The 12658-nt window shown below is 44.0% G+C and carries 13 protein-coding genes; 3 read left to right on the top strand and 10 right to left on the bottom strand.

Annotated elements, in window-relative coordinates; all coding sequences use genetic code 11:
- Positions 1-6: 6 nt before the first annotated feature.
- Positions 7-591 (top strand): nicotinate (nicotinamide) nucleotide adenylyltransferase, encoded by a 585-nt coding sequence (gene nadD / locus BTO09_RS06360; RefSeq protein WP_087523970.1) that lies wholly within the window; start codon positions 7-9, stop codon positions 589-591.
- Positions 592-1133: 542 nt separating this feature from the next.
- Here the strand turns inward: nadD and BTO09_RS06350 are convergent.
- On the bottom strand, positions 1134-2066 hold the full coding sequence (locus BTO09_RS06350) for a nicotinic acid mononucleotide adenyltransferase (RefSeq protein ID WP_087523968.1): 933 nt from the start codon (positions 2064-2066) through the stop codon (positions 1134-1136).
- Positions 2067-2187: 121 nt separating this feature from the next.
- On the opposite strand from BTO09_RS06350, the gene BTO09_RS06345 reads away from it, so the two are divergent.
- Positions 2188-3192, top strand: coding sequence for an NAD(P)H-dependent glycerol-3-phosphate dehydrogenase (locus tag BTO09_RS06345; protein ID WP_087523967.1), 1005 nt, complete (start codon positions 2188-2190; stop codon positions 3190-3192).
- Here BTO09_RS06345 and BTO09_RS06340 read toward each other — a convergent pair.
- Genes BTO09_RS06340 through BTO09_RS06330 form a run of 3 tightly spaced genes read right to left on the bottom strand, consistent with a single transcriptional unit; the run spans position 3185 to position 5015 of the window.
- A complete protein-coding gene (locus tag BTO09_RS06340) occupies positions 3185-3580 on the bottom strand; it encodes a hypothetical protein (RefSeq protein WP_087523966.1) in 396 nt (131 codons plus the stop codon). The two genes, BTO09_RS06345 and BTO09_RS06340, sit on opposite strands and share 8 nt — an antisense overlap.
- Positions 3581-3583: 3 nt before the next feature.
- Complete coding sequence (gene pheS / locus BTO09_RS06335) at positions 3584-4603, bottom strand: phenylalanine--tRNA ligase subunit alpha (protein ID WP_087523965.1); 1020 nt, start codon at positions 4601-4603, stop codon at positions 3584-3586.
- A gap of 55 nt (positions 4604-4658) precedes the next feature.
- Positions 4659-5015: a hypothetical protein gene (locus BTO09_RS06330; RefSeq protein WP_087523964.1), complete on the bottom strand. Its 357-nt coding sequence runs from the start codon at positions 5013-5015 to the stop codon at positions 4659-4661.
- 68 nt (positions 5016-5083) lie between these two features.
- On the opposite strand from BTO09_RS06330, the gene BTO09_RS06325 reads away from it, so the two are divergent.
- A complete protein-coding gene (locus tag BTO09_RS06325; RefSeq protein WP_087523963.1) occupies positions 5084-5620 on the top strand; it encodes a CvpA family protein in 537 nt (178 codons plus the stop codon).
- Here BTO09_RS06325 and BTO09_RS06320 read toward each other — a convergent pair.
- The 6 genes from BTO09_RS06320 to BTO09_RS06295 are packed head-to-tail and all read right to left on the bottom strand — an operon-like array spanning position 5617 to position 12657.
- Positions 5617-6369, bottom strand: coding sequence for an SH3 domain-containing protein (locus BTO09_RS06320; protein WP_087523962.1), 753 nt, complete (start codon positions 6367-6369; stop codon positions 5617-5619). The genes BTO09_RS06325 and BTO09_RS06320 overlap by 4 nt on opposite strands.
- Complete coding sequence (locus BTO09_RS06315; protein ID WP_087523961.1) at positions 6369-8144, bottom strand: BatD family protein; 1776 nt, start codon at positions 8142-8144, stop codon at positions 6369-6371. The genes BTO09_RS06320 and BTO09_RS06315 overlap by 1 nt, the downstream gene beginning before the upstream one ends.
- Before the next feature lies 1 nt (position 8145).
- Positions 8146-8955 (bottom strand): tetratricopeptide repeat protein, encoded by an 810-nt coding sequence (locus BTO09_RS06310; RefSeq protein ID WP_087523960.1) that lies wholly within the window; start codon positions 8953-8955, stop codon positions 8146-8148.
- A 2-nt stretch (positions 8956-8957) separates the two neighbouring features.
- A complete protein-coding gene (locus BTO09_RS06305) occupies positions 8958-10004 on the bottom strand; it encodes a VWA domain-containing protein (protein WP_087523959.1) in 1047 nt (348 codons plus the stop codon).
- Entirely contained in the window at positions 10004-11011 is a 1008-nt protein-coding gene (locus BTO09_RS06300; RefSeq protein WP_369826907.1) for a VWA domain-containing protein, read from the bottom strand. The genes BTO09_RS06305 and BTO09_RS06300 overlap by 1 nt, the downstream gene beginning before the upstream one ends.
- Positions 11008-12657 (bottom strand): hypothetical protein, encoded by a 1650-nt coding sequence (locus tag BTO09_RS06295; RefSeq protein ID WP_157663442.1) that lies wholly within the window; start codon positions 12655-12657, stop codon positions 11008-11010. The genes BTO09_RS06300 and BTO09_RS06295 overlap by 4 nt, the downstream gene beginning before the upstream one ends.
- Position 12658: the final 1 nt, after the last annotated feature.

Below are 12658 nucleotides of genomic sequence, written 5' to 3'. Positions count from 1 at the left end.
GACGAAGTGGGTAAGAAGGTCGGTTTATTCTTTGGTACTTTTAACCCGATTCATATTGGGCATTTGACCATTGCGAATCACATGGCAGAATACTCAGATCTGGACGAGATCTGGTTGGTGGTCACTCCGCATAATCCACACAAAAAGAAACGAACCCTTTTAGAAGATCATCATAGATTGGCTATGGTTCGTATAGCTGTAGAAGACTATCCTAAACTAAAGGCCAGCAATATAGAGTTTGGCCTACCGCAGCCTAATTATACCGTCAACACTTTGGCCTATTTAGAAGAGAAATATCCGAAGCATAGATTCGCCCTTATCATGGGAGAAGACAACTTAAAGAGCTTTACCAAGTGGAAGAATCACGATGTTATTGCCAAACGGCATGAGTTGTATGTTTATCCACGGATTAGTGAAGGCGAAGTAGATCCCGCTTGGAAAGATCATCCAAAGGTTAAGCGTGTAAATGCGCCCATAATGGAGATCTCTGCCACCTTTATTCGCAAGGCCATTGCAGCTGGGAAAAACATCAGGCCGCTTTTACCCGACAATGTTTGGGTTTATCTTGACGAGATGAACTTTTATAAGTAATTGTCACTACCACTTTTGTGGTCGGTATTTTATGAATGCACAACCGGGGACTTACATCCCCTCCCCAATTCAAATTAGTTTATTTCCGTTCCTGATGAAAGGAGTTGATCATTTGTTTTATGAATTCAACAGCCATTCCCATTTAGATCTCGAAGGGACAACGGACGAGTTGAACTTCATTGAATGGTTATCACTAGAGGTCTTGAGGTTCGCTAATAAGTTTGTGCAATGAGCGACAGATTAAAAAGTGAAAAGTATACAGTTATTGGCCTTTGTACGATAATAAGAATCGGTGGTAATTGATTTTTAACTCAGGGGACTTACATCCCCTCCCCAATTAAAATTAGTTTATTTCTTAAGCTATTAAAAGTAGTTGCTGTCTGATTTTATAAATCTAATCAGCACTGCAGTAAGATTTCTGGGTGAACTTGAAAGCATTCCTTTTTGCAACTTGACAAAAAAAGAACCGCTCCCAAAAATTAACACTTCTATTAACTTTTTAGGGAGCGATTCCCAACTAAATAACCAACCAAAAAAACTGTTTAAGTCTTAACTAACTCTTTTATTTGAGCCTGTATGTCCGCTTTACTTTGGCGTTTAACTTCGGCTCTCTTGTATTGTATGTACCCCCGTCCTTTGTATCGGTATAACGTACCCGATTGCGGGTGGTAAAGTTCGATGGTGCTGTCATTGATAACGTGGAGTTCAAAGTATTCATTGCCCAAATAATCATAATCTAGTGTTAAATATTTTATGTAGGGATCACTCGCATCATCAGCTACATTATATACCCCTTCGTAATCCCAAAATATAAAATCAATATTCGTGCCAACTGGGTCTTTTGAACTCCTAAAATTATCTAAACCTCCTGCCGGTAAGAACTGTAAAAAGTTCTCCTTATCAAACGGATTGGCGTCCCCATAGCTACTGGTCATAGTATTTTCCCAAGCCACATACTCCTGCAAGAAGTAATGAATGTTGTCATAGAATACCAGATCGTAATCAAAAGTGTTTCGCTGATACCCCACCAAAACATAGCTAATATTAGCAGGGCGGTAATAAACACGGATCTCGTTATGGCTCAATGGTGTAATTTCTAGTGGATAGAATCCATCCAGGTCGTGGTTCACCTCTAAAATGTAATCGTATTCGAGTACATCGTAGTATCCCACATCAAGTCCGAATCCGTTTCCTTGACTCCCGATACCAACCAGGTTGTTGTTCGCCCAAAGTGTTCCGTTTAAAAAAGAAACTGTAAAGGCCTTTTGCAAGAATGGGATCTCTCCATTTCCTGTGGTACGGTTAATGTCTACATACCAGAGTTCGTGCGAATTCAATACCGCAGATAGTGGAACAGGGTCCGGAATAGGATCGTTCACCACGACAACATCGTCTTCGTAAATAACCTGCGTAGAACAGGCCGAAAAAATAAGGGCCAAAAAGGCAAGTACTGAAAGTGATTTTAATGTCTTCATATCCTTGGTATTAAAGTTCAGTTAAGGAAATTCAAACAACGTGCCAAACTCACAATTACTTGATATACAATTAATTACAAGCTATTTTTAATTGTTTATTTTTGAAAACCAAATTGCAGTAATGGCGAAATCCCCTAAAATTGCGGTCTTTGGTGGTGGTAGTATGGCCACTGCTATAGTAAAGATGCTCCTAGAGAATGTAGACGAGCTGGGCTGGTATATGCGCTCTGTTTATGCCTTGGAACACATTAAAAAACAGAAGCACAATCCGAACTATTTGAGCTCTGTAGAGTTCGAGACCGAAAAACTAGTTTTGAGCAACGAAATTGATGAGATGATCCGCTATGGCGATTACTTGATCTTTGTGATCCCTTCCGCATTCTTGCAAGGGGAACTAGACAAAGCAAGTGAACCCCTTAAAGACAAGATCATATTCTCTGCCATTAAAGGGATCGTACCTGAAAGCAGCTTAATTGTAGGCGATCATTTCTACACCCATTACAAAATACCTTTTGAGAACATTGGAGTGATCACTGGCCCATGTCACGCGGAAGAAGTGGCCTTAGAGCGATTGTCGTATCTCACCATTGCATGTGCAGACCAAGATAAGGCAGCTTGGGTGGCCAAACAGCTCCGCAGTGATTATATCAAATGCAATATCAGTGACGATATCATAGGCACAGAATATGCAGCAATGCTTAAGAACATCTATGCTTTGGCGGCTGGAATTTGTCACGGCTTAGGTTATGGAGACAACTTCCAATCGGTATTGATGAGCAATGCCATACGGGAAATGAAGCGCTACGTAAAAAAAATGCACAAGATGAAGCGCGACATCAACGGTTCGGCCTATTTGGGCGATCTATTGGTTACAGGCTATTCGACTTTTAGTAGAAATCGCATGTTCGGGAACATGATTGGGAAAGGCTATACTGTAAAAAGCGCCATGATGGAAATGAGCATGGTTGCAGAAGGATATTACGCCACTAAAAGCGCTTATAAGCTCAACCAGGCCCATGGAAAGAAAAAGGCAAAAACGCCTATCATTAATGCGGTCTATGCGGTACTTTACGAAGGTAAAGACCCCAAGAAGGTTTTTAATAAATTAGCGGATAAACTTACTTAGCCAAAACGCCATCTGAATCCATAACAGGAAGCGTTGAAGCCGCCTCCTCTTTCACTGTGTAAGGCTCAAAAACAAAGGTCTTGTCGTAGAGTTTGTCGTCGGCAAAGAAGGTCAACAAATACTCATTAGTAAATCCGAGAACCTCATCAGGTAGCAATTCGATCTTTACGGCCTTACCGGGTGGAACATCGTTGAGTCCGTGTCTTAATGTAGAAGTTTTTCTGTCTGAATCATTCCCGCGAGACATTACCAAAGTGGTCTGCAGCGTCTTGTCCCAGTTATTGATCAGGTATACGAACCAATTCTGAGCGAGGAACTCTTTGTCCCATTCGCGCACAGCGGCAATATACACCTGAGTCACCTCAGGTATTTCAATATCCTTTCGCATGGCTTATAAAGAACCTTTGAACTGTTGTAAAAAGCGAATGTCGTTCTCGCTGAGCATACGGATGTCTGAGATCTGATGCAGCAAGAGTGCAATGCGGTCTATCCCCATTCCGAAAGCAAATCCGGAGTATTCTTTAGAATCGATCCCACAATTCTCCAAGACGTTAGGATCTACCATACCACAACCCATTATCTCCAACCAACCGGTACCTTTGGTCATGCGGTAATCGGTCTCGGTTTCCAAGCCCCAATACACATCAACCTCCGCAGAAGGTTCTGTAAACGGGAAGTAAGACGGACGCAAGCGTATCTTAGACTTTCCAAAGAGCTCCGTGGTGAAGTATTGCAAAGTCTGCTTAAGATCTGCAAAAGACACGTCCTTGTCTATATACAAGCCTTCAACCTGATGGAAGAAGCAGTGCGAACGTGCAGAAATAGCCTCATTCCTATATACGCGCCCTGGAGAAATGGTTCTGATGGGTGGCTGATTGTTCTCCATATAACGCACCTGTACCGAAGAGGTGTGGGTACGTAACAAGATGTCAGGATCTGTTTGAATAAAGAAGGTATCCTGCATGTCTCGTGCAGGGTGATATTCCGGCAAGTTCAACGCAGTAAAGTTGTGCCAATCGTCTTCGATCTCAGGACCTTCGGAGACGTTAAAACCGATTCGAGAAAAGATCTCAATAATACGGTTCTTTACAATCGAAATTGGATGTCTTGACCCTACGTTCAAGGGATTCCCCGGACGACTCAAATCACCAAATTGCCCTTGAACAGTGGCCTGAGAATCCATGGAGTTCTTGAGCTCCTGCATTTTCTCATCGGCGGCTTGGCGCAGGGCATTTATGGCCTGACCTAGATCGCGCTTCTGCTCTGCAGAAACCTCCTTTAAATCGGCATACAAGCCTCGGAGGATTCCCTTCTTACCCAAGAATTTAATACGGAAGGCTTCTAGCTCTTCTGCGGTCTCGGTAGCAAATCCTTTTACCTCGTCTATGTATTTATTGATTTCGTCTTGCATCACTAATCTTCTTTGCAGAGGGCAAATTTAAAATTTTCCTGTGGATAAGCCTCGCTTATTCAATGACTTCTTTTTCTAGAAAGTACTGTACTATGGCTTCTTTCATGAGCACGGATTGCTCCCCGGCCTTTAAAGGGGGTAAAGGCGTGACTACTTCATAATGCGGCCAGCCGTCTTCGTCTTGATAGTCGAAACGGTAATAGCCGTAAGGTTCCAACAAGCGGCATATGGCAATATGCATCAGATTGACCTTGTCGTCCTTTTTAAAGCGACGATCGAACTGTCCAAACTCCTGCAGCCCTATCAGGTATATGATCGCATCAAGATCTAAGGGAGCCCCATCGGCAAATCGTTTGCTGATCAATTCTGTGACGGCTTCCCAGCGGGCCTTAAGTTGTGGATCTCTAGACATACGGCTTTTAAAGCAACAAAGATAAGGCTCCCAGCGTTTGATTTGTATATTTATCGCAAATTAGCAACATGAATAGCTTGGATTTAGCCCTAGTGGTTATTATAGGTCTGGCAGCCTGGGGTGGCTGGAAAAAGGGCCTTTTTGTAGAAGTCGCTTCTCTTATAGGAGTTGTTGCCGGAGTTTTTGGAGCCATCTATTTCTCTGGGTATGCAGGAAACTGGTTAGAGAATTCGGTCGACTGGGAACAGAAATACATCAACCTGTCGGCTTTTGCCATCACTTTTCTGGTGATTGTAGTAGCGGTTCAAATGGCAGGTAAAATGCTAACCAAGATCGCAGATTTTGCTGCTATTGGTATCTTAAATAAACTTTTAGGCGCTGCTTTTGGTGGTCTTAAAATGGTCTTTATTGTCAGTGTTGCCCTAATGTGGTTCAACGACTGGGGAATGTCTGGTTTTATTCTTTCTGAGGAGCGCAAGGAGGAATCTGTACTCTACGCCCAAATTGAGCCCATAGCTCCTGCCATACTACCCGATCTTATCGAAGACGCTAAAGAAATTATAGACGAGACCAAGGAAGACCTACGTCTGAACGAGGAGAATTAAAGCTCTTTTAAGGCACTGGCGCTTACCCAACCGTCTTTACCATTGCTGAGTTTGATACGCAACCAATCTCCGTCTTGATCAATGATCTCTAATTTGGTGCCAGCGTGTAGTTGGAAAGCTACTGTTCCGCTGTTCTTTGGAGCTTCCCGCACATCCATAGTATCGGAAAACACAATAGCAGAACGCTCATTTTTCTCATCCGCAGCACTCAAATAAGCCGCAGTAAAACTAAAAAGCACCAAGCCAAACAGCACCAAAGATCCTACGAACAAGATGCGCTTTCTCACAGTAGTGGCAGAGAAATGGTAGCCTAGAAAGCTCAAAACTCCGGCCATCAATAGACCAACAGAAAGCCAGGCCCAAAGGTTGCTGTCTAGGCTGCCAATAGTGTTGTCGTAAACCCGAGTAAATACCGTTTTCGGGAGAGGCTCTATCACATCGATGCGCAAATTCTGAGCAAAGACCAGATTGTTCTTTACCTCATTATCTGTAGGGTCCAATTGAAGGGCTTTCTCGTAATAATAGATACTCGGAGCAACCTCACCCAATTTATAATAAGCATTTCCAAGGTTAAAGTAAACCGCTTTAGAATGCTGGCCTTTATCTAAAATGGCCTTCCAATCGGCTATGGCCTCTTGGAATGCATCTGCTTTATAATGTTCTTTCCCAGATTCGAACAAGGCATCTGCATCTTGCGCCTGCACAGACGCTGTCATAGCCAGTAATAAGATCAATAACAACTTCTTCATTACAATTGTTTGTCGAGTTGGGTTACTACTTGTGTGGCCTTTTCATAATCGGCAGCAACGTTGGTGCTAATTCCGGATGCGTATCGAGCCAATTCACAGCTCTGTAACAGCCCAATGAAATTGGTTTTCGCAGCTTCTTCAGCTCCTTTTTCATCTAACATCTGAGCAATTTTCTCCTTGCTCATCTCTGTAGTTTCAATACGCAATTTGGCTCTTAGATAATTGTGTAAGGCACGCTCTAAGGACTCGTAGAACAGCGCAGGTTGCCCCAGGTTCTTTTTTGCCTCAGAGAGGTATTTCTTAACCAATCTATCCGCTTTGCGTTTGCGTTGCCCTTCGGCGTCTGCTAAGCGTTCTTTGCGTTTTCTACCCGCAACTACAAAGATCGGAATAAGCAGTAAAGGCCCACCCATTAACGACCAATACAGCGGCGACTTAAAGAACTGCGAAGACGCTATTGGTTTTAAAGAAGATTTGAGTTTGATGTATTTGAACTGATCTCCCGTTTGTATGATGTTTTTAGTCCCTCCAGAATTTGTAGTATTCTCTGTCGATGCAGTCTCTGTAGACACCGGACCATTCTCTACGGTGATCACCGTACCATCAGAAACAATGGTCTTATAAGTTTCTGTCGCCAGGTCAAAATAAGAGAATCTAAGTGGCTGTACAGGGTAGGTTCCCTTAAACTGAGGAACCACAGTGTAAACCGTTGCGATAGAACCGCTCATACCATTACTGGTGGTCTTTACGTTGTCTTCTCGCTTCGGATCGTATACCTCCAAGGAACTTGGCAAGGTCAATTCTGGTAAATTGAAGAGCTTTAGGTTTCCATCGCCTTCTGCTTGCACGCGTATCTCTAAGGACTCATTTGCATCTACTTGATTACGCGATGCACTGATGTTGAATTTAAAATCGCCCACAGCTCCTGTAAAATTGGCTGGCTTGCCTTGCTCTGGCAAAGGCTTTACATCTATGGTCAAGTTTCCGGCGGCTACAGTTTGGTTGACCGTGGTGGTCAAGCGGCGACCAAAGAAATCGCGTTTATTGCTCAATACCTCAACAGGAACATCCAGCACCAAAGGTTCAATATTGAGTTCTCCGGTTTTCTGCGGATACAAGATAGCCGTCTTCAAGATCACGTAACGGTAATTACGCCCTTTGAACTTTCCTTCAAATACGCGGCGTTGACGGTTCTCTTTGATCTGACTCCAGAAATCTGCATACTTAGGGATATCGATCTCTCTCCAAGCTCGTGTCACACTGACATCCTCAGAAACATAGAGCTTGTAGGTCACCGTGATGGCTTCGTTGAGATAAGGGTCGCGTTTAGAGACCTCGGCTACTAAATGCACGTTCTCACTAGCCACATATTCGGCATTATTGCCGTCTTTAGGAACGTCTACCGCAGCGGTCACCTCTATCTTCAGTGGCAAGGTCTTATAGATCTCTCCGTCTATCTCTACGGTGGCTTGTCCTATGGTAAAGTTCCCTCGAGACATGGGAGATAAAAAATAGCTAAAGGTCTTGGAATAGGTCTTTTTCCCGTTGATATAGGTATTACTCACCGATTGATTCGGACCACCAACCACACGGAAACCGTCAAAATCTGGTGGACTGAAGTTATCGCCGTCCTGATTCATCTGAAAGTCGATACGCACGCGCTCATTAATGCCCAGCTTCTCTTTGCTGGCAGAGGCATTGAACTGCACCTGTGCCCATCCGCTGAAACCGCAGAGCACAACTAGCACCAATACTATCGATCTTAACTTCTTCATCTTACCAATCCTTGTTCGATTTTACTTTAGCACCTTTCTTGTCTTTGACGTTCATTTTCTGCTGAACTTTCTGTTCTTCGTTATTCATGGCTTCCAGCAGGCTTTCTATCTGTTGTTTGGACAATTGTCCGGGTTGCGGTTTTTGCTGTTCTTGCTCTTGCGGCTGATCTGGTTTTTTCGGATCTCCTTGTTTTTCTTCTTCATCACCTTGTTCAGGTTTTTGCTCTTGATCCTTGTTTTGCTCCTGATTCTGCTCGTCTTTCTCTTCGCCTTCTTCGCCCTCTTTATCTTCTTTGTCTTTCTCCTTCTCGTCCTTGTCGTCGTTATTATCTCCGCCGCCGTTGTTCTGTTGCTCTTTTTCCAACATTTCTTTGGCTAAGGCTAAATTGTAACGGGTCTCGTCGTCAGTAGGGTTGTTGCGCAAGGCATTTTTGTAAGCTTCTACAGCCTCTTTATACATTTTGGCATTCATGAGCGTATTACCCAAATTGTGAAAAGCCTTGTGTTTCTCACTTTTAGTATCGGCAACTTCTGCTGCTTGAACAAAGCGACGCATGGCCTCATTATTCTTTTCTTTCTTGTAGTAAGCATTACCTAAGTTGTACTTACTCGCCGTATTCTGCGGTTCTAACGAAATGGACTTTCTGTACAAGGCTTCGCCGCTTACAAACTCATCTTTATTGATAGCCACATCGGCATCTGCTCTAAAGGTCTGAGAAGTTTTTGCAAGGGTCTCAAGATCTTCCTGAGCCATTACAGAACTGCTTAAACCAACACAGAGTATCAACATTATGAATTTTAACTGCTTCATCTTTATTCCTCCTTCTCGTTAAATAAATTCAAACCGCGCAACCACTCGGTCTTGCGCTCTAAGAACAAAATATCCAACAGCAAGAAAAACACTGCTGCCGCTAAGAACCATTGAAACTGATCCTTAAAGTCTGCCACTTGTTGAGAATCGAAAGTGGTCTTGTCCAAATTGTTCAAGATCTCGTTCACGCCTTCTACCAATGCAGCCGTATTATTACCGTTCAAATAGGCTCCGCCAGAGGCTTCGGCGATATCTTTTAAGGTTTGCTCGTTGAGTTTGGTTCTAACGCGGTTTCCACTCTCGTCACGCTTATAGCGAATAAGCACCCCATCGCGTTTAATAGGTATCCAAGCTCCTTCTGCATCGTCTTTCCCTACACCAATGGTATAGATGGTAATGCCAGCTTTCGCAGCCTCACGAGCCATGGTCGTTGCCTCGCCTTCGTGATCTTCTCCATCGGAAACAATGAACAATACGCGATTGATCTGCTCCTCGTCGTTGTAATAGGTCTGCGCTAAATTGATCGCCTCATTTATAGCAGTTCCCTGAGAAGACACCATGTCGGTGTTCATGTTGCGCAAGAACATCTTGGCCGAGCCAAAATCCGTAGTAATAGGTAGTTGTGGAAAGGCGCTACCTGCATACCCAATGATCCCGACGCGATCTCCCGAAAGGGAATTGATCACCTCGCTGATAAGCTGTTTGGATTTTTCCAAACGATTTGGCGCAATATCTTCTGCCAACATACTCTTGGACACATCCAAGGCAAATACCAGATCAACGCCTTCGCGTTTAACCGTTTTGAATTCGGTTCCGATCTTAGGGTTGACCAAGGCAAACACCAAGCTAACAAAAGCTAAGCCTAAAACAAGGGCCTTTAACCAAGTTTTAATACTGGAGCGCTCCGGAGAAAGTCGGTCTAGCAAACTTGTATTTGCAAATTTCTGCTGGGTGCGCTTGCGCCAATACAGTACGCCAAGCAACAGTACCAATAAAATTGGCACTACGCCTAACAAATAGAAATATGTCATTTCTTCCCACTGTACCATCAGACAAAACTTCTAAAAAGGGTGTAACGTAAAAGCACCTCGAGCAGTAAAATTCCAAAAGCTATAAGCGTAAGGTTTCTAAACATCTCGCTATAGGTAGTGAATTTGAACTCCTCGATCTCGGTTCGCTCTAAAGTATTGATCTCGTCGTAGATCTCTTCCAAACGTGTGTTGCTGGAAGCTCTAAAATATTTTCCTCCGGTCTCTGCGGCGATCTGTTTAAGCAAGTCCTCATCGATCTGAACCGGTGTCTTCCCGTAGTGGAAATCTCCGTTGGACTTTTGCCCAATAGGCGACATAGCCAGGCCGTTGGTTCCCAAACCTATGGTATAGACTTTAATGCTGAACTCCACTGCCAATTCACTGGCGATCTTAGGATCGATAAAACCGGTATTGTTTACTCCATCGGTTAGCAAAATGATCACCTTACTCTTGGCCTTGCTTTCTTTTAGGCGGTTAATGGCGGTTGCCAAGCCCATTCCAATGGCGGTACCACCTTCAATGATTCGGTTGTAGCTTATGTCTTTAAGCGAAGAAAGCACTATGGTCTTATCACTGGTCAGCGGCGTTTTGGTATAGCTCTCTCCGGCATACTCTACTAGGCCAATACGATCGTTTGGTCGCGCATTGATAAAGCGAGCAGCCACCTTTTTCAAAGCCTCTAAACGGTTTGGTTTGAGGTCTCGGGCCAACATACTTGCAGATACGTCTATGGCCATGACAATGTCTATCCCTTTGGTGGTCTTGGTTCTTGAATTCTCACTGTAAGTGCGAGGTCGGGCCATGGCAGTGATAAGAATCACCAAGGCTATTATCCGAAGTACAAATAATAGCGGCTTAAGTTTACCCAATAGGTTCCCGCTAGCCTTAAAGCCATCTAAACTAGACATGCGCAAGGAAGCTGTTTGCTTGTCGCGCTTCAAATAATACCATACTCCTGCCGCCGGCACCAAAAGCAGGAGCCAGAACAGTTCTGGATTTACAAATTCAAAATTTAACGCGATCATTGTGGTTTTCCTATTTGGGGTTGTGTAATGTTAACTTCTAATTCTATGGAAGCAACTATGCGCTCTATCAATTGTTTAGCGTACGGATCGTCCTCTTCTGAAACAATGACAACCTGTTGAGAGGCACCAGTTTGCCCAAAGAGATACATTTCGTAATTGAGCTTGCGTCCGAGTTTTCCGTTACCCTGAGTAGCATTGAAAGAGCCATAGGCCTTAACGCCTTTGATCCCTTTATCGGTTTCAAAACTCTCTTGTTTAACAAAGAGATTCTGAGCCCCTTTTGCCTCAATATTCTTCAGTGCGGCTTCAATACCGGCATCCATATCTGGTTCTATAGGCTGTTTGTATTCGGTGGTGTTTACAGCGATGTAGAAATTGTCCACATAGCTTCCGTAGGAGAAGGAACTCATGTCCTTTACGATCTCTATGGCAGAATCTGGTAGCACAATTTCTTTGCGCACCAAGATCTCTGGAGTTTCTATGATCACTGCCGGATCGCCATACTCGCTCAAATACCAAGTGGATTCTACCAGTTCTTTGGTAGGGTGACCAATGAGATTGTCTTTTAAATAGTCAACTCCTAAAGTTGCCGCAAGAATTCCGGTGGTTATCACCAATACTCCAATTCCAGCCAGTGTGCCTATGATCCAGCGTTTTCTGAGTTGTTGTTTTCTGAGCTCTTCCTGATACTGCAAGTCCTCTAAAAGTTCTTCCTCTGTTGGCTCCGGAATGGCTTCTTTGGTCTGATTGACCACTTGTTCCAGCTCTTGACGGTCTGCCGCTGCGATCTCCGGAGCGATCTGTTGCTTCGCAAACTTCACCAGATCCGCACGCTTTAGAATACTGTCTAAAGCCTTGATCATGTTGTCGCTAAAAGCAAAACTACCTGCGTCCTTGTGCATTTGCAGTCGCGTTATAAGTTCTGCAGAGGTACTCTCAAGAGCTGCCGAATCAACTTCTCTATCCAAGTAGCGTTTTACGATCTCCGTAAGTGCCGAATAATAATCTTTAGAGCCCTTTTGCATGGCAAGCGGCGACTCATCCAATGCCTTTAAAGCCGCAATGGCCTCTTCATAAGGCGGGATAGCAGCTTCTGCTTCTGCTTTCTCTTTTTTGCGCTTTAAGAACCAATACACTCCGCCACCAATGGCTGCAAGCAGGAGAACTATCCAGAGCCATTTGAGGTTGGCCGGACGTTTACCAACATCCATGCGTTCCCGAATATCGAACATCTTCTGCTTGGTGGTATCTACCACTACGTCGTCGATCTCAATGAGTAAAGAGTCCGTAAAAAAGGCCTTCTCCCCTATAATAACACGTTGTCTGGGTATCAAATACTGCCCGCTGTCAAATTGGGTGAGGCCGTACTCTCTTATCAATGTTTGGCGCTGCTGATTATAAGCAGTATCGATGGGGTAGGTCTCTATAACCTCCAACGGCAAGAAAGTTTGCCCTTCTGGCATTTGGACTATCTCTGTAGTGTCTGATTCTACAATGAGTCGGTAGCGTAGTTCCTCGCCTATCTTGATCTTGGTGGAATCTAATTCGGCGCGGACTTGTGCCTGTAACTGTGCCGCACACGAAAGCGACAAGAGGGCGAATAATCGCCCAACTAATGAAATATTGTATGTAAAAAGCCTTTTCAAG

It is taken from the genome of Gilvibacter sp. SZ-19, from assembly GCF_002163875.1.
Taxonomy (GTDB): Bacteria; Bacteroidota; Bacteroidia; order Flavobacteriales; family Flavobacteriaceae; genus Gilvibacter.
Note: the sequence above shows the minus strand (reverse complement) of the source record. Positions and strands in the feature narration are given on the sequence as shown.